The 23215-nt window shown below is 64.9% G+C and carries 18 protein-coding genes and 2 riboswitches; of the genes, 11 read left to right on the plus strand and 7 right to left on the minus strand.

Annotated elements, in window-relative coordinates:
- Nucleotides 1-71 precede the first annotated feature (71 nt).
- The 3 genes from A6V37_RS20765 (at nt 72) to A6V37_RS20775 (ending at nt 1970) form a co-directional block, all read left to right on the plus strand.
- Nucleotides 72-314: a hypothetical protein gene (locus tag A6V37_RS20765; RefSeq protein ID WP_064272015.1), complete on the plus strand. Its 243-nt coding sequence runs from the start codon at nt 72-74 to the stop codon at nt 312-314.
- Between the two features lie 272 nt (nt 315-586).
- Nucleotides 587-1255 carry a peptidoglycan DD-metalloendopeptidase family protein gene (locus A6V37_RS20770; RefSeq protein ID WP_242665974.1) on the plus strand — a complete coding sequence of 223 codons (669 nt, stop codon included), beginning with the start codon at nt 587-589 and terminating at the stop codon, nt 1253-1255.
- An 88-nt stretch (nt 1256-1343) separates the two neighbouring features.
- The gene (locus tag A6V37_RS20775) at nt 1344-1970 is read left to right on the plus strand and encodes a septal ring lytic transglycosylase RlpA family protein (RefSeq protein ID WP_064272017.1); all 627 of its coding nucleotides are present in this window, start codon (nt 1344-1346) and stop codon (nt 1968-1970) included.
- 566 nt (nt 1971-2536) lie between these two features.
- Here A6V37_RS20775 and A6V37_RS20780 read toward each other — a convergent pair.
- Nucleotides 2537-3874, minus strand: coding sequence for a chloride channel protein (locus tag A6V37_RS20780; RefSeq protein WP_064272018.1), 1338 nt, complete (start codon nt 3872-3874; stop codon nt 2537-2539).
- An 894-nt stretch (nt 3875-4768) separates the two neighbouring features.
- Here A6V37_RS20780 and A6V37_RS20785 point away from each other — a divergent pair.
- The 4 genes from A6V37_RS20785 (at nt 4769) to A6V37_RS20800 (ending at nt 10157) form a co-directional block, all read left to right on the plus strand.
- Nucleotides 4769-5506 carry a response regulator transcription factor gene (locus A6V37_RS20785; RefSeq protein WP_064286299.1) on the plus strand — a complete coding sequence of 246 codons (738 nt, stop codon included), beginning with the start codon at nt 4769-4771 and terminating at the stop codon, nt 5504-5506.
- The gene (locus A6V37_RS20790) at nt 5503-6954 is read left to right on the plus strand and encodes a FecR family protein (RefSeq protein WP_064286300.1); all 1452 of its coding nucleotides are present in this window, start codon (nt 5503-5505) and stop codon (nt 6952-6954) included. Before A6V37_RS20785 ends, A6V37_RS20790 begins: the two co-directional genes overlap by 4 nt.
- Before the next feature lie 66 nt (nt 6955-7020).
- On the plus strand, nt 7021-9522 hold the full coding sequence (locus A6V37_RS20795; protein WP_064286301.1) for a CHASE2 domain-containing protein: 2502 nt from the start codon (nt 7021-7023) through the stop codon (nt 9520-9522).
- A gap of 35 nt (nt 9523-9557) precedes the next feature.
- Nucleotides 9558-10157, plus strand: a complete 600-nt coding sequence (locus A6V37_RS20800; protein WP_064272022.1) for a DUF4136 domain-containing protein — start codon at nt 9558-9560, stop codon at nt 10155-10157.
- 24 nt (nt 10158-10181) lie between these two features.
- On the opposite strand, the gene bluB is transcribed toward A6V37_RS20800, so the two are convergent.
- Genes bluB through cobA form a run of 5 tightly spaced genes read right to left on the minus strand, consistent with a single transcriptional unit; the run spans nt 10182 to nt 14008 of the window.
- Nucleotides 10182-10841: a 5,6-dimethylbenzimidazole synthase gene (bluB, locus tag A6V37_RS20805; RefSeq protein WP_064272023.1), complete on the minus strand. Its 660-nt coding sequence runs from the start codon at nt 10839-10841 to the stop codon at nt 10182-10184.
- Complete coding sequence (locus A6V37_RS20810) at nt 10825-12123, minus strand: cobyrinic acid a,c-diamide synthase CobB (RefSeq protein WP_064272024.1); 1299 nt, start codon at nt 12121-12123, stop codon at nt 10825-10827. Before A6V37_RS20810 ends, bluB begins: the two co-directional genes overlap by 17 nt.
- A gap of 3 nt (nt 12124-12126) precedes the next feature.
- Nucleotides 12127-12729, minus strand: coding sequence for a cob(I)yrinic acid a,c-diamide adenosyltransferase (cobO, locus tag A6V37_RS20815; protein WP_064272025.1), 603 nt, complete (start codon nt 12727-12729; stop codon nt 12127-12129).
- Entirely contained in the window at nt 12726-13244 is a 519-nt protein-coding gene (locus A6V37_RS20820; protein WP_064272026.1) for a cobalamin biosynthesis protein, read from the minus strand. Before A6V37_RS20820 ends, cobO begins: the two co-directional genes overlap by 4 nt.
- Entirely contained in the window at nt 13241-14008 is a 768-nt protein-coding gene (cobA, locus tag A6V37_RS20825; protein WP_208607885.1) for a uroporphyrinogen-III C-methyltransferase, read from the minus strand. The genes A6V37_RS20820 and cobA overlap by 4 nt, the downstream gene beginning before the upstream one ends.
- A gap of 225 nt (nt 14009-14233) precedes the next feature.
- A riboswitch (cobalamin riboswitch) is annotated at nt 14234-14485 on the minus strand.
- A 69-nt stretch (nt 14486-14554) separates the two neighbouring features.
- Nucleotides 14555-14833: riboswitch (cobalamin riboswitch) on the plus strand.
- A gap of 89 nt (nt 14834-14922) precedes the next feature.
- On the opposite strand from cobA, the gene cobW reads away from it, so the two are divergent.
- From cobW to A6V37_RS20845, 4 genes are all read left to right on the plus strand, one after another.
- The gene (gene cobW / locus A6V37_RS20830) at nt 14923-16014 is read left to right on the plus strand and encodes a cobalamin biosynthesis protein CobW (protein ID WP_064272053.1); all 1092 of its coding nucleotides are present in this window, start codon (nt 14923-14925) and stop codon (nt 16012-16014) included.
- A 6-nt stretch (nt 16015-16020) separates the two neighbouring features.
- Complete coding sequence (gene cobN / locus A6V37_RS20835) at nt 16021-19824, plus strand: cobaltochelatase subunit CobN (RefSeq protein WP_064286303.1); 3804 nt, start codon at nt 16021-16023, stop codon at nt 19822-19824.
- Nucleotides 19821-20909 carry a magnesium chelatase ATPase subunit I gene (locus A6V37_RS20840; protein ID WP_064286304.1) on the plus strand — a complete coding sequence of 363 codons (1089 nt, stop codon included), beginning with the start codon at nt 19821-19823 and terminating at the stop codon, nt 20907-20909. Before cobN ends, A6V37_RS20840 begins: the two co-directional genes overlap by 4 nt.
- Before the next feature lie 131 nt (nt 20910-21040).
- Entirely contained in the window at nt 21041-21580 is a 540-nt protein-coding gene (locus A6V37_RS20845; protein WP_423213171.1) for a vWA domain-containing protein, read from the plus strand.
- Between the two features lie 37 nt (nt 21581-21617).
- On the opposite strand, the gene A6V37_RS20850 is transcribed toward A6V37_RS20845, so the two are convergent.
- Complete coding sequence (locus A6V37_RS20850; RefSeq protein WP_064272031.1) at nt 21618-22556, minus strand: flagellar brake protein; 939 nt, start codon at nt 22554-22556, stop codon at nt 21618-21620.
- Between the last annotated feature and the right edge of the window lie 659 nt (nt 22557-23215).

Consider the following 23215-nt stretch of genomic DNA (forward strand, 5'->3'; position numbering starts at 1 on the left):
TCTCCTGACACTCGTTGAACACGCGACCATGAAAAGGTCAGTCAACGCAGAATGTTAAGGAAATGTCACTCATGAACAAGCAAATTCTCGCTGCCACCGTCGCCGGTCTGTTCTCGATCGGCGCATTTGCCCAGGCGTCCACGCCGGTCGACGCGCCGGCGCCCGCTGCTGCCACGGAGCAGGCCTCCGCGCCCGCTGCCAAGCATCATCACACGAAGCATCACAAGCATGCACATCATCACCACGCGGCGTCGGCTGCCGGTGATGCGCAAGCCGCTCCGTCGAATGGCGACGCAGCACCGGTCAAGCCGTAACGATCGGCAAGCAAATTGACGCCGCGGGCCGGTGCGTGTCACCGGCCTGTCTGGTAGCCGTCAAGCCGCGAGACGAAAGTTTCGAGAATCGTGTGGCGATCGATGTCGCGCTCCAGTGCTGGACTCCGTGCCACCAGTTCTGGGTTAATTATTCAGTTATCTTAAATTAATTGATGCTGTCCGGGCTGTTGCTTGCCGCGTCACTGACTGCTTGCTCGCTGTTCCCGCAAAACCCTTCAAGGGGCGCTTCCGCTGGCGCCGACACAGCCGGCATGCCGCTCGCGTCCGTGCCTGCGCCTGCTCCGGCTGTCCAGGCCGGCTTCTATCGCGTCAATCCCGGCGATACGCAAATTAGCGTCGCGAAGGCGTTCGGCCGCGAGCCGCCGGCGATATCGCGATGGAACCATCTGTCGCCCGACGAGGGCCTGCTTGTCGGCCAGGTGCTGCGGGTCGCGCCGCCAACGAAGGCCGGCGACTCGATCACTTCAGGCGCGGCAGCCAATACGGCGTCCACTCCGCTCATTGACGCTGATGCGAGCGTCACGAACATGCCAAACGCGTCACCTGCAAGAAAGAGTCGCCTCGCGTGGCCGGTCGACGGTGCCGTGGCCGCGCCGTTCGTGCCGGGCAGCACGAAGGGAATCGTGCTGGATGGGCACGCCGGCGAGCCGGTGAGGGCGGCGGCGACCGGCCGGGTGGTGTACGCGGGTAACCAGATCGCGGCCTATGGCGGCCTGATCATCATCAAGCACGACGCGCGTCTGCTGAGCGCCTACGGCAACAACGGCGCGTTGCTCGTCAAGGAAGGCGCTGTCGTCAAACAAGGCGACGCAATCGCCGAAATGGGCACCGACGATAGCGGCCGGGCGTCGCTGCGCTTCGAGGTGCGTGCCGACGGCAAACCTGTCGATCCACTTCAGTACCTTCCGGCCCACCGGTAACGCGATGCGCTTGCGGCTACGCCGCTGATCCTGATTGAAACGCAAGGCGACGCCTGCCGAAGGCAGTACGCCGCGCGGCCCGATACTTATGAACTCCTATATAAATTCCATTTCTGGTGCGAAGCGGCGCGTCTCGATCGTCGCTTTGTTTGGTTTAATGCTGGTGCTGGCTGGATGCGCGCAGCAAAGCGTTGAGCCCGCGTCGCTGAGCGACAGAGGCGCGGTGGCGCGTACCAGTCGGGATACGGCGGCACCGTCGGCCGACGATGACAGCACGTCGCGTCCGCTGGATGTATCGCGCGGCGAGCCAAAGCCCACACCGCCGGCAGACGATGGCGAGTTGTCGTCCATGGCGGCCTGTGCATGCGGCAAATCATTCGAACAGACCGGAAGGGCAACCTGGTACGGCAATCTGTTCCACGGCCGCCGCACCGCGAGCGGCGAACGCTACGACATGCATGCGTTCACTGCCGCGCATCGCACGTTGCCGCTAGGCGCATGCGTGCGCGTGACGGCGCTCGGCAGCGCGAGGTCGGTGATCGTTCGCATCAACGATCGTGGCCCATTCGTGCGCGGGCGGATCATCGATCTGTCGTACGCCGCCGCGCAATCGCTCGGTATGGTGGCGGCGGGCAACGCGCAGGTCAAACTCGAACGCATTGCACCGCAGCGGCAAGCGTCTGCTGGGCGAGTCTGCAGCGAGCGCGGCACCTGACTGGCTGTTAGCGGCGGGCAGTGTCGATTCTGGCGGCCATCGTTCGACCAAGTCGGGACACGACTCACCGAGCCATTTCAACTGTAACAAAACCTCTGTGTGTGTAAATTGACGATTTCTGACGCGTAAATTCAGACGATTTTTTATCGTAGACAGCGCAACGTTTCTAACCGGAATGGACTGCATCGGCCGCAATAAATACCTGGCGGCGAGTTACAAAAGCAGTTCTTTCATCTTGAGTCTGTTTTTCCTACGGGTTAATTTGAAGTCACTCGTGCGGTTGGATCTCCCCGCGAGCGTGTAGTGTTTTTTGAGCGGCGTTAGCCTCCCGTGTGGGGTGACGCCGTTTTTTTTGTCCAGGGAATTATCGGCATCCGGCGAATACCTATACAGCGCGTTTTCCTGGCGAGGCAAATCTGCTGAGTGGCAAAGTGGTGGGGATCGAAGGCAGCGTGACAGCGATGGAGTTCGCGGGTGAGGGCATTGTTCTGCGAGTGGCGGTCAATCGCTGTCTACGGATTCGCAACACGTGTGAGTTTTTCGTGCGTCCGGGAAATGCGAGAGACTCAAGCGCTGGCGCGTTCGGCCTGTTTCGCCAGCACGTCAGCACTGGCGGGCAAGCACGCGGGCTTGGTCAGGCAAGCGAGAAGAACGGGACTCGCGCGGAACGTCATGACTGAACCGCCCACGGCGACCAGCAACGGATACAGCACGTTGTGATTCGTGTGAGTGAACTCGGCGATGAGCACCACGGCAGTCAGCGGCATCTGCATGGACGCTGCGAGAAACGCGCCTGCGCCGATCAGTGCGCACGCGCCAGGCGTCACGGTGGGGAAAAAGTGGCTCCAAACCCCGCCGAGGACTACCGCGAGCAATGCGCCGTTGGTCAGTCCGGGAGTCAGCAAACCGCCTTCCGCACCTGCTCGCAGGCTGGACGCCTCGATTGCGACCTTCAGCGCGAGCAGCGCCGCGGCGAGTCCGATTGTGAGGTTCCCGCTGAATGAGAGCGCCGCGGCTCCCTTTCCGTTGCCGGCGAGTTGCGGGAAGACCATGACCAGCGCACCGATGGCCGCGAAGTTCAGGACGGACAGCGCGATAAGGCGAAGACCTCGTGGCGCATTGGCTCGGGCACTGGATGTGAGTTTGACGAAACCCCAGGCGGCGAGGCCAAAGAGCGGGCCACAGACCGCAGCCCAGATGAGCAGCGGGCCACTCGAGGCAAACACCGGCACAACGTATTGCTGCTCGTTGCCGAGGCCGCTCCACGCAACCAGCGCCGCAATGGTCGAAGTGATGAACGCCGCAATGAGCGCGCGAGGTGCAAAAGTACCGAGCAGCACTTCCAGCACGAAGACGGCACCGCCAAGCGGCACGTTGTAGACGGCCGCGAGACCTGCGCCTGCGCCGCATGCGACGAGGATGCGGGAGTCGTCACTCGTCAGACCCGCGCGGTGCGCGAGGCGGCCGGCAAACAGGGCGCCAATTTCGCGCGGCGCAACTTCGCGACCAAGCGGCGAGCCCAATGCAACCGTCACGATCTGAAGAAGCGCGTGAACAATCGTGCTTACAAACGGCATGCGCGGGTCCGCGGAACCGACCGCCTTGCGGATGCTGACCAGCGGCCGGCCATAGCGATATAGCACCGACCAGCCCACGCCGGCTACCACGCCACAGAAGCTCAGAACAGCCAGCCGATGCAGAGGCGATGCGGCGCTGACTCCCTCGAGGAAGCTCTCGTGTCCAACCAGTTGCTCGAGGCTGTAGCCGAATGCGACATGTTGGACAGCATGGAGCAGAAGGGCGAGTGCCATGCCGCCAAGGCCCGCGCCGACGCCTGTCAGTAGCGTGACGAGGGCAAAGGCCAAGGGTTTGCTGGGTGCGACGGAGGGCTGGCTCGACTTCATGGCGCTACTCATGACTCATGCGTTAAGGGATTACCCGAATGATAGACTTGTCGATGTATGCGTTGGATGACATATTTCAATCGTTTAATGAGTACGCTGCATATGTTGGGTCGTCGGCGGCAATCCCCGTAGGCCGATCTTGTTGGACCAAGGTCGAATACAGCCGCCGGCAGGCGATCGCTATCAGGTGAAAAAATTCGGCGAAAATCATTACGCCAGGTTCGGGGTGTTGCAACGCGATAACGCACGTTGCTGTCACGTCGATTGATCCGATCGATGTTTCAAGTTATTGTTTTTTTTGTTGATTTGTGGCGTTCATCTGTTTAAACCTATATCCGCGCCTGCAGTATCAAATCGATTTAACAATGTTTAAACGATTTATTTTGAGACTGTTTCTATACTGAGTCGCAAATTGTCAAATCGTCGTTTCCCGAACGCGGGCGCGGCCAGCAGAAGACAACGGCGAACGGGGCCAACTACCGCGCGAGTGAGACCAACCGATCCGAACGGCAAACCCGGCGGATCGACACCCATAGCCGAGGCGGCCCAAGGCCGCCCGGGAATATGTGGCAGGCAACACCGAATCGAAGAGCCCGGCCTGATTGCGGGTTAATCGAATCCGGAAAAGAATTCCGGGAAAGAAACAGTCGTTTTTCGATTATGATGATCTGTTCCTTCAATAACCGGTGCAGATAAAGCGAACAATGCGCACCAATTTTGAGATGGCGCGGCCGCTGGACAGAGCGGGGGGCAAGGCGAAGGACCATTAGTCGGACAATGTGCGGCCTGAGAGAAACACGGGAGCCGGATCGTCGGTGCGAACACCGCCATCCCCGGTATCTGCCGGTTATCCGGCCACAAGTTACGAAGGACGATGTCGCGTTGCGGGGTGTTATGAGAATTGCTGTTCTGGATGACGATTCGGCCCAGGCCGACCTTGTTTGCCAAACGCTGTCGGCGGCAGGCCATATTTGTCACGCATTCGTTGCGGGTCGCGAGCTCGTGCGGCAATTGCGGCGTCAGACTTTCGATCTGCTGGTGCTCGACGGGAACGTCCCCGATATGTCGGGTGAGGAAGTGCTGCGCTGGGTACGGCAGAGTCTCTCCGAGCGTCTGCCGGTGCTGTTCATGACGAGCCGCGGCCGCGAAACCGACATCACGTCGATTCTCAACACCGGCGCGGACGACTATGTGGTCAAGCCGGTTTCCTCCGCGGTGCTGCTGGCGCGCGTCGGCTCGCTGCTGCGTCGCGCGTATCACCTCAAGCCGGCGGCGGCAAAAGAAGTTTTCGGCGAAATCGAATTCGATCTGAGCGCCAAGCACGTAGTCGTGCGCGGCACGACGGTTGCCGTCACGCAGAAGGAGTTCGAGCTCGCGTTGCTGCTGTTCCAGCATCTAAGCCGGCCGTTGTCGCGCGCTCATATTCTCGACGTGATCTGGAAGCAGGCCACCGATATTCCATCGCGCACCATGGACACGCACGTCTCGATGCTGCGCAGCAAGCTCGGCCTGCGGCCGGAGCACGGCTACCGTCTGACGCCGATTTACGGCTACGGCTACCGGCTGGAGCGGATCGAGTCCGCCACGCCGCCGGCTATGGCCGACGAGCGCCCTGAAGCGGGGGATGCGTGACGCTTTCCCTCAGTGTGGCGGTGCGCGGCTGCGCATCGCCGGGCCGCCGCACGGGCGCGTGGCTGGCGGCGGCGAGCCTGATCGCCATGGCCTGCTTCGGCCCGGCAGCGGCGCATGCACAAACGTCGCGTGGATCGAAGGCGCGCGCGAAGGTGCCGCCCCCGGTGTACGTTTCCTATGTGACTCACGAAGGCGATACGTTGTACGACATCGCCGGGCGCTATATGCGCGACCCGGATGACTGGGCCTTGCTGAGCCGCCTCAATCATGTGCCCGCGCCGCGCCGCATGCCCGCCGGCATCGCCTTGCGTCTGCCGGCGGACAGGCTCAAACAGGACCAGGAATCGGCGAGTGTGCTCGCAACCAGCGGACCGGCCGAGCATGCTTTCGGCAACCATCCGTTTCTTCCGCTCACGCAAGGGGCGACGCTCGGCGAGGGCGACCGCATCCGCACCGGGGACAACGGCTTTGTGACGCTGGGGCTGCCCGACGGCTCGCACGTTACGGTGTCGCAGAACGCCACGCTGGATATCGACAAGCTGCGGCGCACCGCGCTGACCGGCAGCGGCGACCGCGTACTCCAACTGCGCCGTGGCGAAGTCGATAGCCAGGTCACGCATGCGACCAAAAAGGATGACCGCTTCCAGATCCGCTCGCCGTCGGTTGTCGCGGGCGTGCGCGGCACGCGGTTCAAGGTTGCCTATGACGGCGATGAGCGCACCACCGCGGTGGAAGTGCTGGACGGCGCGGTCGGCGTCGACCCGGCCGAGCGCGGCGGGCAGGCCTCGGCGCCGTTGCCCGGTGTGCCGTTGCAGGCATCCGCGCAGCTCGTCAAGGCGCGCTACGGCAGCGTCACACGGGCAGACGGTCCGATCGGCGGACCTGTCGAGCTGTTGCCCGCACCGGCGCTCACGCAACCGGCCAAAGTGCAGGACGGCAAGACAGTCGCGTTCGACCTCGTGCCGGCCGCGCACGCTGTGGCCTACCGCGTGCAGATTGCGCGCGACGCCGACCAGCTCGACCTGATCCGCGATCTGCGTGTGAAGGAGCCCCGCGCCGATTTCGGCGAACTGGCCGACGGCACCTATTTCGTACGCATCGCCGCGATCGACGCCAATGGGCTCGAAGGTCTGCCGCAGGTCTACGCTTTCGACCGGCGCCAGCTTGGGCTGGACGCATCGGCAGGGCCGCGGGCCGGCAGCCACGATTATGAATTCCGCTGGTTCGTCAGCCGCGACGCGGCCGGGACACGTTTTCGCTTCGTGCTTGCCGCGACGGCCGATCTGCGTCATCCGCTCGTGGACCGAACCGATCTGACGGGCGGTCAACTGGTCGTGAGCGATCTGCCGGCCGGCGTGTACTACTGGACGGTTGTCGCCGAGCAGTTCGAAAACGGCCGCTTCTATGAGAAGAGCAGTGCGGTCCGCTCGTTTACGCTGGCGCGCTGACGCTGGTAGATTCACGGGACCGACCCGTTCACCAACCTGCTCCCTGGTTCGAGACCTAACCACGCCTTGCCGATTCCACCTACGCGTCTGAGTCTGGACCCGCGCGCCCGTCTCGGCCGGCGCGCCGGCCGGCGCTTTCTGATCGAATGGGTGGGCATCGGCTGCCTCGGCATCGTGGTGATTCTGCTCAGTTCGCTCGGCCGCCTGAGCGCGAGCGTCGATCACCTCGTCTATGACCGCTTCCTGAGCCTGCACGCACCGCCTCTGCTGCGCGACATCGTGGTGCTCGAAATCGACAACGCCAGCATTGCACAACTCGGCCGCTGGCCTTGGCCGCGCAGTGTCCACGCGAAGCTGCTGGAACAGATCGCGAAAGCAAAGCCCGCCGCCGTGATTTACGACGTGCTGTTTACCGAAGCGAATCCGGAAGACGCCCAGCTTGCCCGCGCCGTCGCGCTGAGTCCAACCTATCTGCCGGTGCTCCTGACGCCGCCGGACAGCGGCGGCCGCCGTACCGTGGTCGAACCGGCGGGGCCGCTCGCGCATGCGGCGGTCGGGCTCGGCCACATCAATCTCGAAGTGGACAGCGACGGCATCGTGCGCAGCGTCGCGCAATTCGAGGGCGACGCGGATTCGCGCTGGCCGCAACTGATGGTGCCGGTCGCCCAGGCCGTCGAACGTGGTGCGCTGCGCCTGGACGATGGACCACCCCGGCGAACGTTGAGCGAGGCGGCAGCGGCTAGCGCCACGAGCGTTCACGGCGACGACGGCGGCGAAGGGCGCTTCCTGATCCCGTTCGGTGCGAACGCGCAGAACTATCCGAAGCTGAGCTTTGCACGCGTGCTTGCCGGCGACGTGCCGCCGGACCAGTTGCGCGGCCGCATCGTGCTGATCGGTGTGACGGCATCGGGCCTGTACGACCGTTTTGCCACGCCGGTATCCGGCGAACTCGGCCCATTGCCTGGCGTGTACATCCACGCGAACGTGCTCGATACGCTCGTCACCGGCCGCGAGATCGCACCGGCCGAGCCGTGGGTGCTGTTCGCGGTGTCGCTGGCGCCGCTCGCCGCGCTGCTGGCCGGTTTCCTCGTGCTGTCGCCGCGCCGCTCGTTGCTGCTGACCGGGGCACTCTGCGTGCTCGCGGCATGCGGCAGCGCCGCCTTGCTGTACGGCGCGCGGCTGTGGATGTCGCCGGTGCCGGCGATGCTCGGCGTGGTGGTCGTGTATCCGATCTGGAACTGGCGGCGCCTCGAAATGACGCTGGCCTATCTGCGCAAGGAACTGCAGAGCCTCGCCGACGAACCCCATCTGTTGCCCGAAACGCCGTCGCGCGGCCGTGAATTCGGCGGCGACGTGCTGGAGCAGCACATGGCGCTGATGGCGCAGGCCGCGCAGCGCGTGCAGGACATGAAGCGCTTCGTGTGGGACAGCCTCGACAGCGTGCCCGAGCCGATTCTCGTCAGCGACGTGCGCGGCGTCGTGCTGATCGCCAATCACGCGGCCCAGGCGCATTTCGCGCTGCTCGGCGCGCCGCTGCCCGAAGGCCGGCCGATGCAGACCGTGCTGGGCGGTCTGACGCTCGTTAAAACCATCGACCATCACGCGGCCTCGGACGCCGAGAACAATCAGTTCGCGCACGCCCACTGGCCGGCGCTGCTCGATCCGGCGCGCCACGAATTTACCGCGCTGATGGAGCACGGCGTCGAGGTGCGCGACGCCAACGAGCGCGACCACCTGCTGCGCTACGCGAACTGCACCAACGCGCAGGGCGAGACGACCGGCTGGATCGCGGGCCTCGTCGACGTGTCGGCTTTGCATGCGGCCGAGCGTCAGCGGGAAGACGCGCTGCGGCTGCTGTCGCACGATATGCGCTCGCCGCAGGCATCGATTCTGGCGCTAGTGGAGATCGAGCGCGCCCGCTGCGAGCCGGTGCTCGCGAGCGCGTTGCTGGAGCGCATCGCGCGTTACGCGCAACGGGCGCTTACGCTGGCCGACGATTTCGTGCAACTGGCGCGCGCCGAGTCGCAGGCCTATGTGCTCGAACCCGTGAGCTTGACCGAATTGATGATCGATGCCAGCGATGAAGTCTGGCCGCAGGCGCACGCCAAACGCATCACGCTGCACACGGAGTCCGGCGGCGAAGCCGACGACGGCCACTGGATCAGCGCCGACCGTTCATTGATGACGCGCGCGCTCGTCAACATTCTGAACAATGCGGTCAAGTACAGTCCGCCGGATACGCAGATCTCGTGCAGCCTGGCGAGTCTGACGCCGAAGAACGCGCCGGGCGCGGCGCGGCGTGTGTCGTGCACGATACGCGATCAAGGCTATGGCATTCCCAAGGAGAAGCAGGCGGGCCTGTTCGAGCGCTTCCGGCGTTTTCACGAGACGGAGCGTCCGGAAGTCGGCGGCGCGGGGCTGGGCATGGCGTTCGTCAAGACCGTCGTGACGCGTCATGGCGGCGATGTCGCGGTGGTCAGCGAGCCCGGCGAGGGCACGGCCTTGACGATCTGCTTGCCGGCACTGGACGATGCGCAATCCGGCGACGCCGCCACGCTGCACATGTAAGGCGCAACGGCTACGCAACTTATCAAAGCGAGAAGATGGTGAAAGCGATTCTGATCTGTGCCGCGCTGGCCGCGGCGAGTCTCACCGGTTGCGCAGGCTTGAGTGCCGACGTGCATACCGCGCATCCGTCGGCCACGCTGTCGGGCGAACGGACCTATGCGATCGCGCGGATGCCGTCGCAGGAGGAAAACGCGGATCATCCGCCGTTCGAAAGCGTGTTGCGCGACGAGCTGGCGAAGCAGGGCTTCGGCGAGGCAGCGGGGCAGCCCGCGCACTATCTGCTCTCGGTTGCCTATGAAACGCGGCCGGCGAGCGTTGGCGTCGGTGCGAAGGATTGCGCGCCGACCGACTGCGTGCGGCCGCCCGACGCACCGTTTTCGCTATTCGGCGGACGTGCGTACCAGCATGCGCTGACGCTGCGGTTTTTCGAGCGCGCGAGCGGACAGGAAGTCTACAAGGTGAGCGCGGTCAGCAGCGATCGTGACGCGGATCCGCTGCATGCCATGCCGGCGCTCGTGAAAAGCGCCCTGGCGAAGTTTCCCTTCGACGCACCACCCGACTGGCGCGTGAAACTGCGCGCTGACGGGACGAGCGGCGTGCCGGGCGTGGTGTCGGTCAAGCCTCTTCAACCGTAGTGCGCTGACGTTGGCGTGCTGTAATTAGCGCGGCGGGTCGGTGTCGTCCGGCCAGCGGTTTTCGAACACGCAGTCGGCGAGCGGCATGCGGGCCGCCCAGCGTTCGGTTTCCAGCATCGGTTCGCTATAAAACTGGTCGACGTGGCCCAGGCACAGAATCGCCACCGGCCGCGCGCCTTCGGGCATGTGCAGCAACCGGCGCACCGCGTCGACGTCGAACAGCGACACCCAGCCCATGCCGAGGCCTTCGGCGCGCGCAGCCAGCCACAGATTCTGGATCGCGCACGCCACCGACGCGAGATCCATCTCCGGCAAGGTGCGGCGGCCGAAGATGTGGCGCTCGCGCCCGTCCATCAGCGCCATCACGAGCAGCTCGCTGCATTCCAGCATGCCTTCCACTTTCAGCTTCATGAACTCTTCGCGGCGTTTGCCGAGCGCGTCGGCGGTGGCGAGGCGTTCGTTCTCCACCGTGGCATGCAGGGCCGTGCGCAGCGCGGGATCGGTAATGCGCGCAATCCGCCACGGCTGCATGAAGCCGACGCTCGGCGCGTGATGCGCGGCGTCGAGCAGGCGCTGCAGCACGGCAGGATCGACCGGATCGCGCACGAAGTGGCGCATGTCGCGGCGTTCGTAAATCGCGCGGTAGACGGCTTCGCGCTCGGAATCGTTAAAAGGCTTCGCCATGGAACAGGGCGGCCGTGAAGGCCGGGTTGGAGGGCCAGTAAGCGTGCATATAGCTTGCCACGATCGACCCGGAGCGGTACACGGCTTCGCCGGGGGCGTCGCTTTGCGGTCGGGTGGCCGAACGCCACGGCTTAAGCGAGGTGTTCAGCTTCGAGTAATGAAACGTGTGGCCGGTCATGGGTCCGTGCAGGCTGTCGATCTGCTGCATGCCGAGCGCGGTGAAGCGCGTTTGCATGGTTGCGTGGCCGGGCAGCAGGCCGAGCATCGGCGTGCTGACGCCCTGCGTGTCGGTGAGTTCATCGAGCAGGTAGAGCATGCCGCCGCATTCGGCGACGACGGGCTTGCCGGCAGCCGCGTGCGCGCGGATGCCGGCAGCGCTGCGCGTGTTGCCGGCGAGCGCCGCCGCGTGCAGTTCCGGGTAGCCGCCTGGCAGGTACAGGGCATCGGTCTGTTCGGGCAGTGCGTCGTCGGCGAGCGGCGAGAAGTAGCGGATCTGCGCGCCCATGCTTTCCAGCAGCGCGACGTTGGCCGGATAGATGAAAGAAAACGCGGCATCGCGTGCGATGGCGATGTGCTTGCCTTCCAGCAGGCGCGGCAACACGCCGGGCGCGGGGGCGCCGAACTCGACCGGCGGCGGCAGTTCGGCCAGCGCGGTATGAGCGAGCGTATCGGCGGCGCGATCGAGACGTGCGTCGAGATCGGCGATTTCAGCCGCCTGATGCAAACCGAGGTGGCGATCGGGCAACGCGATTTCATCGACCGCGGCGATATGGCCGCACCAGCGCAGGGCGGATGGCAACGCATCTTCGAGCATCTGTGCATGACGTGCCGAGCCGACGCGGTTCGCGAGCACGCCATAAAACGGCACCTGCGGACGGAATTGTGCGAGACCGAAGGCAATCGCGCCGAAGGTCTGCGCCATCGCCTTGGCCGAGATCACGGCAAGCACCGGCACGCCGAACACGGTGGCGAGATCGGCGCTGCTCGGCGTGCCGTCGAACAGGCCCATCACGCCTTCGATCAGGATCAGATCGGCTTCGGCCGCCGCCTGGGCGAGCAACGTGCGGCAGTCGGTTTCACCGACCATCCACAAATCGAGCGAGAGGACCGGCGCGCCGCTCGCTCGCGCGAGAATCATCGGGTCGAGAAAATCCGGCCCGGTCTTGAAGACGCGCACGCGCCGCCCAAGCCGCCGATGGTAGCGCGCGAGTCCCGCGGTGATCGTGGTCTTGCCTTGACCCGAAGCCGGTGCGCTAATGAACAGGGCGGGGCACGCGGACATCGCTCAGAACTCCACGCCGCGCTGCGCTTTCACGCCTTGCTCGCGATACGGGTGCTTGACGATGCGCATCTCGGTAACGAGGTCGGCGGCTTCGATCAGCGCATCCGGCGCGTGACGGCCGGTCACCACCACATGCAGCATGGGCGCGCGCGCGGTCAGCACGGAGAGGACTTCGTCGAGCGGCAGGTATTCGTATTTGAGCACCGTGTTCAGCTCGTCGAGGATCACCATCTGATACTCGCCGCTTTCGATCATGCGGCGCGCCTCGTTCCAGCCCTTGCGCGCGGTGGCCATGTCGGCCTCGCGGTTCTGTGTATTCCAGGTGTAGCCGTCGCCCATCGTGACGAAATCGCAATTGGCGATCGCGCCGAGAAAGTCGCGCTCCGACGTATGCAGCGCACCCTTGATGAACTGCACGACACCCAGACGCATACCGTGCCCGAGCACGCGCACGGCCATGCCGAACGCGGCGGTGGACTTGCCCTTGCCGGTGCCGGTGTTGACGATCAGCAGACCTTTTTCGACGGTGGCGCTGGCCTGTTTCTTCTCATGGCCTTCGCGCCGGCGCTCGGTCATGCGTTGATGCGATTCTGGGTCGGTCTTCATGGAAGGTCCTGTTCTTGAGATGTGTGGGGGGCGGGTTGGCGTCCGGTGTGGGCGCGGGTCGAGGCGATCGCCACGGTGACGCCCGCATGAATGGTTTTGCGCACAAGCAACCGGGCGCGTGGCGCGGCGGGTGTCGGTGTTGCATCGAGCGCATTTGCTAGGCGCGTCGCGACACGCTCGCGAGGCGCGGCTGAATCCGCCGCGGCGGCTGCGGCAAGCAATGCGCAGGGCTCGCAGACGCCGTCCACGCCCAGATGTTCGCGCGCGGCCGTCGATGGCTCGGTGATCGCGGTAACGGGTATTGCCGCCAGCTGCTCAGTGCTGAAGAATGTCAGCGGCAACGCGTGGCGCGCGCAGAATTCGAGTAGGCCCGCCTCGTGGGCTTTGCTATCGACGGAGGCAACCGTCAGGATTTCATCGAATCCATGCGCGCCAAGCGCGGCGCGCACCGCCGCTTCGATCTGGTCGGCTGGGCTGTGCAACCGGCAACCAATGCCGACGCTCAACGTTCTCATCGTGCAACCGTTTCGTTGTTTGCCGAGCCGCTCGCGTCGTCGGCGGCGCGCGCCAGCGCGAGCGACGCCACTTCGCCGATCACCACGATCGCCGGCGAGCCGAGCCCGGCGCGCGCTACCGCATCGGCGAACTCGCCCAGCCGCGCGAGCGCATGGCGCTGCTCGGGGCGCGTGGCGGATTCGATCGCCGCGCATGGCGTCGCGGCGCTCATGCCGGCCGCGAGCAACGCGCTGACAATATCGTTGAGCCGTCGCATGCCCATGTAGATCACGAGCGTCATGCGTGTGGCGACGAGCGCGGCCCAATCCGGTTCGCCGTTGCCGGCGGAGTGTCCGGTGACGAACACCACGCCCTGCGAATGTTCGCGATGCGTGACCGGAATGCCGATTGCCGCCGGCGCCGCGATCCCCGCCGTGACGCCGTTGATGATTTCCACTTCGATGCCCGCCGCCTGCAACGCCTGCTGTTCTTCACCACCGCGGCCGAACACGAACGGATCGCCGCCTTTGAGCCGCGCGACGCTGCGTCCGGCCTTCACATGCTCCAGCATCTGCGCGACGATGCCGGCCTGCGGCGTGGACGGATGGCCACCGCGTTTGCCGACGTGCACGACCAGCGCATCGGCGCGCGCGAATTGCAGAACGTCGGGATTCACCAGATCGTCGACCAGCACCACATCGGCTTGTGCCAATGCGCGGGTCGCCTTGAGCGTCATGAGTTCGACATCGCCGGGGCCGGCGCCGATCAGCCAGGCGCGGGTCATCGCGGCGTGCATGGCATGCGCCATGTCGTGACAGGCGGGAGGAGGCGCGCGAAGCGGCGCCCGGCGGCGGACTTTGAGGTCATGCGTTGCTACGGATTCAGGCACGGCGAGACGCGCAACACGTGATGGCTCCTTGCTCGGGAACACTTCAACGCAGGCACTACGCCGTGCTTCAGCGCCTTCACATCCGTCCCTCGCGGATTCCGGCAGCCGGCGGCGTGACGATTGCCGCCTCCGCGTCTGGCCGGTATCCGGGCTGGCGGCCTCATGCGCTTTGCCTTCCCGTCCGGATCCTTTGTGATCCGCTGGACAGTGGCATCGAAAAAACGCATGCGCGGCGCACGCAAACTCAACATGGCACCGCTGGTCGCTTACCGTTGCGGGGACAGCACAGGTTAAGCGCGCGACGCGCTGCCTGTTTCCCGTTTAACTGCACACGCGAACGCATGTGCGGGCACCAAACGCGTGCATACGATAGCACACGGAGGCCCGCCCGATAAGCGCGGGCGGCTTGCGTTTCCTTGACGGCGCGGGGCCGCGGGCCTACACTCGCACGCACTTTTGGTGCTCGTGTGCGCGCTCGTGCGCATGCAGTTAAACGGGAAACAGGAGGCCCACCTGCTCTGGATCGGGTCAACCTGTGCTGCCCCCGCAACGGTAAGCGAAAAGTGGCGCCTGGTTGGTTTTCGGGCGCCGCGGAGCCGGCTTCGATGTCCACGCGCAAGGCCGCGTCGGCATATCACCACTGGGCGAGAAACCACTCGCCCGGGAAGGGGAAGCGGCGCTTTCGCCAGCCCGGATACCGGCCAGAACATGCAGGACGAACGCCGCGGGGATGCGGCGGCGCGTTCATGACCCCAGTTCCGCTTGCCGCTTTCCGATTGTCGCGGCAACGCCTACGGATGGACCTCACGATGCACACTCCCATGCGCAAGATCCCCGTCACCATCGTCACGGGCTTTCTCGGCAGCGGCAAGACCACGCTGCTGCGGCACATTCTTCAACATGCGGGCGGCAAGCGCATCGCGGTAATCGTCAACGAGTTCGGCGAACTCGGCATCGACGGAGAAATCCTCAAGGGCTGCGGTATCGGCTGCGATGAAAACGGCGTCGAAACCGAAGGCCAATTGTATGAACTCGCGAACGGGTGCCTGTGCTGCACCGTGCAGGAAGAATTCTTCCCGGTGATGGAAAAACTCGTGGAGCGCCGCGATCAGATCGATCACGTGCTGATCGAGACGTCGGGCCTCGCGTTGCCCAAACCGCTGGTGCAGGCGTTCAACTGGCCGCAGATCAAGAACAGCTTTACCGTCGATGCCGTGGTGACCGTGGTGGACGGTCCGGCCGCCGCGAGCGGCCAGTTCGCCGACAATCCGGTCGCCGTCGACGCACAGCGCAAGGCCGATCCGAATCTCGATCACGAGTCGCCGCTGCATGAGCTGTTCGAAGACCAGCTGTCCGCGGCCGATCTGGTGATTCTGAACAAGACGGATCTGCTCGACGAGGCGCAGCAAGGCGCGGTGGAAGCGGTGATCCGCGAAGAAATTCCGCCGCAAGTGAAGATCGTGCGCGCGCACATGGGCCAGCTCGATCTGCACACGTTGCTGGGCCTCGAAGCCGCCTCGGAAGACACGATCCACCTGCGCCACGACCACCACGGTTCCGCGGACGACGCCGATCACCATCACGACGAATTCGATTCCGTGGTCGTCGAGGCCAGCGCGCCGTCGCGCGAAGCGGTGATTGGCGCGCTACAGGCGCTGGTCGAAACGAACACGATTTACCGCGTGAAGGGTTTTGCCGCGCTGCCGGGCGCGCCGATGCGTCTGGTGATTCAGGGCGTGGGCCGCCGCTTCGACAGCTACTTCGACCGGCGCTGGCAGGCCGGTGAAGGTGGCACGAGCCGCTTCGTGCTGATCGGCGAGGATCTCGATCAGGCCGCGCTGCAGCGTGCGTTCGACGCGGCGCTTGGCCTGCCGTCGAGCGCCGAAGCGCAACAGGCGTAAGCGTTCATGCATCTGCTGCGCACCACGCCGGGCGGGTTTGTCGACGATACGCAAGGCGTGATCCGTATCGATCAGCAGCCCGCCGATATCGTGGTGCTCAGCTCCGCCGATACCACGCTGTCGCTGCTCGCGAGCGTATTTCCGCGCCTGGGCGACGGCTTTCCGAGCGTGCGGCTCGCGAATGTGACTTATCTGCGGCAACCGGCGTCCGTCGATTTCTATGTCGAAGACGTCTTGCAGCATGCCCGCGTGGTGGTGGTTGATCATCTCGGCGGCGAGGCGTACTGGCCGTACGGCATCGAGCAGGTCGTGGCACTCGCCGAGCGCAAGCAGCAGACACTCGCGATGTTCTCCGGCGATCTGCAGGAAGATCCCAACCTGCTCGCGCGCAGCACGGCCGATGCCGATCTGTGCCATCAACTGTGGCGCTATCTGCGCGAAGGCGGTCCGCAGAATGCGGAGGCGTTCCTGCGCTGTATCGCGTATCGCGCGCTGGGCTGGGGGCGCGAGCCAGCGCCGCCGCGCGCGTTGCCTGCCGCGACGCTCTACCATCCCGAGCGCGAACTGCCGACCGTGGCCGACTGGCAGGCACGCTGGCGCGCCGGCGCGCCGGTCGCGGCGATTCTGTTCTACAAGGCGCACCTGCAGGCGGCGAACACGGCCGTGTTCGATGCGCTTATCGAGGCGCTCGAGTCGCAAGGGTTGAATGCGCTGCCGATCGCGATTACCTCGCTGAAAGACGCGATGAGCCGCGATGTCGTGCAATCGCTCTGTGCGCAGCACGATGTCGCGCTGGTGCTGAATACGACGGCGTTCGCCGCGTCCGCGATCGACGACCCCGAGCCGCTCGCGCTCGCCGGCGATGCGCCCGTGTTCCAGGTGATCCTGAGCGGCGGCAATCGCGAGGACTGGGCGAAGGACAATCACGGCCTCAATTCGCGCGATATCGCGATGCATATCGCGCTGCCGGAAGTGGACGGCCGCATCATCACGCGGGCGATCAGCTTCAAGGGGCTCGCGTATCGTTGCCCGCATACCCAGGTCGATGTGGTGCGTTATCAGCCGGACCTCGAACGGGTCGGCTTTCTCGCCGAACTGAGCCGGCGCTGGTGCCGTCTGCGCACGCTCGATAACGCGGAGAAGAAAGTCGCGCTGATTCTCGCCAACTATCCGATGAGCGAAGGGCGCATCGGCAATGGCGTGGGGCTCGACACGCCGGCCTCGGTGGTCGGCATTCTGTCGATGCTGCGCGACGAGGGTTATCGTCTCGCCGAGTTGCCCGCGCACGGCGACGCGCTGCTGAAGAAACTGACCGAAGGCGTGACCAACGATCCAGTCGTACGCGATCTGCGCCCCGCGCTGCAAAGCCTCGCGCTCGACGACTATCTCGTGCACTTCAACGCGTTGCCCGGCGAAGCACGGCAGGCCTTGAACGCGCGATGGGGCGCGCCCGAGCAGGACCCGACGTTGCGGCGCGGCCGTTTCATGATCGCCGGCTGGCGCTGCGGACAGGTGTTCGTCGGCATTCAACCGTCGCGGTCCCGCGAGCAGGGCGACTACGCGAGCTATCACGACGCCGAACTCGTGCCGCCGCATGCGTATCTGGCGTTCTATTTCTGGCTGCGTCACCAGTTTGGCATTGACGCGGTCGTCCATGTCGGCAAGCACGGCAATCTGGAATGGCTGCCGGGCAAGAGCGTTGCGTTGAGCGATGCGTGCTGGCCCGATCTGATTCTCGGGCCGATGCCGCATCTGTATCCGTTCATCGTCAACGATCCCGGCGAGGGAAGCCAGGCGAAGCGTCGCGCGCAGGCCGTCATCATCGATCATCTGATGCCACCGCTCACGCGCGCCGAGAGCTATGGGCCGTTGCAGGACCTCGAGCGCCAGGTCGACGAATACTATGAAGCGCTGATGGTCGACCCGCGCCGCTCGAAGCTGTTGCGCAGCACGATTCTGGCGACCATCGTCGAACACCGGCTGCATGAGGAGCTGAGTCTCGCGAAGCCGAACAGGACGGATGACGAAGACGCGCTGCTCACGCGAGTCGATGCGTGGCTGTGCGAGCTGAAGGAAGCGCAGATTCGCGATGGCCTGCATACGTTCGGACAATCGCCCGCGGGTGTGCAGCGGCGCGATACGTTGCTCGCGTTGGGACGTTTTCCGATTGGTGATGGGAAAGGCGGCAAGGCTGGTTTGATCGACGCGTTGGCGCGCGATCTGCGGCTGGATCATCTGTTCGATCCGCTCAGCGTGGATTGGGCTGCGGCGTGGGACGGTCCGCGCCCGGATGTGCTGCAACAGGTGAGCGATGCGTCGTGGCGGCACTGCGGCGATACGCGTGAGCGTCTGGAACTGCTGGCGGCCGAGATGTTGCGCGGCGTGTGCGGCGATCAGTTGGGTGTGGCGTCAATACCGCTTGCCGTAGATCTGCCGCAAGCCCACCAGGTGATCGAGCGTCTGCGCAACGACGTGCTGCCGCGCCTCGACGCTTGCGGCCCGCAGGAAATGCATCATCTGAAGCGCGGTCTCGAAGGGCGGTTCGTGCCGTCGGGACCGAGCGGTTCGCCGTCGCGCGGACGGCCCGATGTGCTGCCGACCGGCCGCAACTTCTATTCGGTCGACACGCGTGCGATTCCCACGCAAGCCGCCTGGTCGCTTGGGTTGAAATCCGCCCAGCAGTTGATCGAACGGCATCTGCAGGAACACGGCGATTATCCGCGTGCCATCGGCCTGTCAGTTTGGGGCACAGCGACGATGCGCACCGGCGGCGACGATATCGCCCAGGCACTCGCGCTACTGGGCGTGCGGCCGAAGTGGGCGCCTGGCAGCCATCGTGTGACCGATTTCGAAATCATGCCGATCGAGGCCTTCGACCGGCCGCGTATCGACGTGACGTTGCGCGTGTCCGGCTTCTTTCGCGATGCCTTTGCCAACGTGATGCATCTGTTCGACGCCGCCGTGCAGGCAGTCGCGGAACTCGACGAACCGGAAGAACTGAATCCACTGCGCGCGCGCGTGCTGCGCGAGCGCGAAGCGCTCGTCGCGCGCGGCATGGATGCCGTTGAAGCGCGCAAGCGCGCCGGCTGGCGTGTGTTCAGCGCGCGTCCCGGCGCCTATGGCGCGGGTCTGCAGGACATGATCGACTCGCAACAATGGCAGACCGACGCCGATCTCGCCAACGCGTATCAGGCGTGGGGCGGCTACGCATACACGCAGAAGAGCGCGGGCGAGGAAGCGCGCCACGCGTTCGGCACGCGCCTCGCGGCGATGGACGTGGTGCTGCAGAACCAGGACAACCGCGAGCACGACCTGCTCGATTCGAACGACTACTACCAGTTCCAGGGCGGCATGGTCGCCGCGGTGCGGCATCTGGCCGGCGCGCAACCTAGCGTCTATCACGCCGACCACAGCAATCCGGCCGCGCCGCGCGTGCGCACGCTGCACGAGGAGATCGCGCGCGTGATCCGCTCGCGCGTGGTCAATCCGAAATGGCTCGATGGCGTGAAACGGCACGGTTACAAGGGGGCGGCGGAAATCGCCGCGACCGTCGATTACCTGTACGGTTACGACGCGACCGCGCGCGTGATTGCGGATCATCAATACGCGCTCGTCACCGATGCCTATCTGAACGACGCCGATACCCGCGAGTTCCTGCAGCGGCACAACCCGCACGCGTTGCATTCGATTTGCGAGCGTCTGCTCGAAGCCATGCAGCGCGGTTTGTGGCAGGCGCCCGGCGATTATCGCGCGCAGGTTGAACAGCATCTGCTCGCGAATGAGCAGCAGATCGAAGGGACGCAAACATGAATGCAGCGACGGATGTGACAACCTTGGCGACAACTCCACGGCTGGCTTTCCCCTTTGCCGCGCTGATCGGCCAGGCGCCGTTGCAGCAGGCGCTGCTGTTGGCCGCGATCGATCCGGGGCTGGGCGGCGTGCTGGTGGCCGGGCCGCGCGGCACGGCCAAGTCCACGGCGGCGCGCGCGCTCGCCGAGTTGCTGCCGCAGGGGCAACTGGTGAATCTGCCGCTCGGTGCGAGCGAAGACCGGCTGATCGGCACGCTCGATATCGAAACCGTGCTGCGCGATGGATCGGTGCGTTTTTCGCCGGGCCTGCTTGCGAAAGCGCATGGCGGCGTGCTGTATGTGGACGAGGTCAACCTGTTGCCCGATGCGCTCGTCGATGCCTTGCTCGACGCGGCGGCGAGCGGCGTGAATACCGTCGAACGCGATGGCGTTTCGCATAGCCACGAAGCGAGCTTCGTGCTGATCGGCACGATGAATCCTGAAGAGGGTGAGTTGCGCCCGCAATTGATCGACCGCTTCGGTTTGATGGTCGAGTTGCAGAACTGTTTCGAAGCCGGCGTGCGTGAGGAGATCGTGAAGGCACGGCTCGCGTTCGATCTCGATCCGCGGGGTTTTCGCGCGGGGTACGCGCAGCAGCAGGCGGAGTACGTCGAGCGGATTCGCGCGGCGCGGGCGACGCTGCCGCAGCTTTCGTTCGATGCCGCCGTGCACGCACGTGTCAGCGCGCTGTGCATCGGCGCGGCCGTGGATGGATTGCGCGCCGATCTCGTGTTGCTGCGCGCGGCGCGGGCGCTGGCGGCGCTCGAGCAGGTGGCTGTGGTGACGCCCGAGCATGTGGATCGGGTCGCGGAGACGGTGCTGGTTCATCGGCGGCGTCATCATGAAGAGCCGGCGGGCGGTGCGCCGGGTGAGCGCGGGGATTCGCGGCAGGCGTCCTCCGGCAGGGACCTTGCGGGCTCGGACCGGGAAGATCGCGTGCCTTCGTCTACCGCAAGCGGCGAGAACGACTGGGGCTATCTGGCGCCCGAGCCGGCTGCAGCCAAACACGTCAAGAGCGTCGTGCCGCTTGACGCAAAAAAACACTGAGCCATCGGAAGGGCGCCGCCGCTGACTCGCGCAGCGGTTTTCGATGGCGGCAAGGTGCGGGTGCAAGTCAGCGTCACCGCTTGCAGGGTGCGCCGGGCAAGCGCATCGCGTGGCCGCAGACGCTCGCCGCGATGCGCCAGGACGTGTTGCGCGCCGAGCACTTGCGCTTCGTGCGCGCGGCGCCGCGCGGCGGCGTGCTCCATTGCTTCGTGCTCGATTGTTCTGGTTCGATGCTGGCCGGGCAGCGCCTCTCGCTCGCCAAGGGGCTGTTGATCGCCTTGTTCGATCGCGCCAGCGCCGCGCGAGCCGAGGCGGCGCTGGTCTGCTTTGGCGGCGCCGGTGCGGATGTGCGCTTCGGCCCTGCTGTGCCGCGCTGGTGGAACGAGCGGTGGCTCAGGCCCGTCGAAGGCGGGGGCGGCACGCCGCTGGCCGCCGGCGTTCGGCGCGCCGCGCAGCTGCTGGAGCGCAGTGCGCGCCGCAAGCCCGCGCAGCAGCGCTGGCTGTGGATTCTGACCGATGGCCGGACGCGTGACGTGCCCGCGCGTCCGCCTGGCGTGGATGAGGTCGTGTTCGTCGATTTTGAGCGGGAGACGATACGGCTCGGCCGCTGCGAAACGCTGGCGGCCGCGTGGGGTGCGCGGCGTCTGACGCCGGAAGAACTGATCGGCTGAGCGGCGCGCCGGCGTTCCTGCGCCGGTATTCCGGTGCTTATTTCAGGCCGGTCGGCCAATACATCACGTCGTCCTGGCGGTCGAACACGTAGACTTTCATCGCCATCTGCTGCGCGGCGTCGAGTTGATCGAGTTCGAGGCCATGAGTCGAAGGCTCGCCCGGCGCGCTGCCTTTCTGCACATTGCGGATCACCGCCGTGGTTTCGATCATGGTATCGAGATCTGCTGATTTCAGACGGAACGCGATTCGCAACCGTTCGCCGACCGCGCCCAGCGTCCACGACGCCGCTAGCGACATGCCGAGTGCGCTGATGCCCTTCGCGAGGCCAAGACCTTCATACGATTCCCCGCTTTCGCCGATGCCGAAACGCACCGGGAGGTGCGCGCGGACCCGGATCGACTTGCGTTCGCGCAGGCGGCGGATCACGCCGGGCTTCGACAGCACGACGTAGTCGAATGGTGCGCGGCAGACTGCTTCGACTGTGCAGACGAAACGGAACACGGCCTGGCTGGCGATGGCGACGATTTCGATATTTTCGCCGATGCCTAACTGGAGCAGGCGGCCCTCATGTAGCGGCGGGGTGACGAAGAGCGAGTGATTCGGAGCGAATCCGATGATGCGGCATGGATGCATGGGCGCGCCGCTGCCGAGTTGCGAACGTATGCCGATCAACGCACCGATTTCCAGGTGCATGTCCTTGAGGGTGAACTGGGCGTTTGGATCCGCTTGGGGTTCCGACGCGGGCGGCGGTTGCGTGGACGTATCCGCCAGGTCGCCGCGCTGCGGCTGGAAGTGCGCAAACAGAAACGAGCGTTCGTCCGTGGTCGCCAGGATCGCGCCGTTGTGGAACAGGAGCGTGCCGTCGGCGTCGACGATCGGCCAGCCAAGCGGCGTGCCTACCGGCACCGCGTCCAGGTTCAGCGTTGGCGCGGCGCGTGAGGCTTCCTCGATATGGTCCTCGACTGGATTATCCATGCTCTCAGGTTTTATATGTGACGGGATATCCTGGTTGACGGCGAGGGAGGGGGAAACTTTAGTTTTTTGGATGTTCGGCTTACCATTTTTCTATGTCTTTTCTGTAGCGCGCGGGATTTGTCGTCCATGCCGGATGTGTCGCGTAGCGGTGGCTATATATAGGCGGGTTGTTCAGCGCCCCGTTGGCTGCTTAAAGAAGTAGCAGTAAGCGGTGTCTACGGTGTCGGGGTGTGATGTGCTCAGGAGTCGCGCATTAAATCGGATAACTAATCAATTTGGTGGCGTGATCGCGGCGATCTGTTCGGCGCTTCTTCGCCTTCTGAAAAATATTGTGCGAAGGGGGTTGACGACATGTCGGCCGATCTCCATAATCTCGTTTCTCTGCTGCTGATGCAGCGACGCAGAACGAAGCGGTGCCGGGGTAGTTGAAGTGCGGTGCCGGTTCGGTGGTGAATGCGTAATCGATCTTTAAAAATTAACAGCCGATAAGTGTGGGCGCTTGATGCGCGACGCGCTGCCGGGTCTTTCGGGATCGGGCAGGAAGCGAAAGTATCAAGTCTCACACAGTAATGAAAGGAAGGTTTTTTTGTCTTCGGACAGATTAATCATTCGTCAGTACGTTGAGTGAGCGACCGGTTGGTAACACAACCGAAAACAGT

It is taken from the genome of Paraburkholderia ginsengiterrae (assembly GCF_001645125.1).
GTDB classification, from domain to species: Bacteria; Pseudomonadota; Gammaproteobacteria; order Burkholderiales; family Burkholderiaceae; genus Paraburkholderia; species Paraburkholderia ginsengiterrae.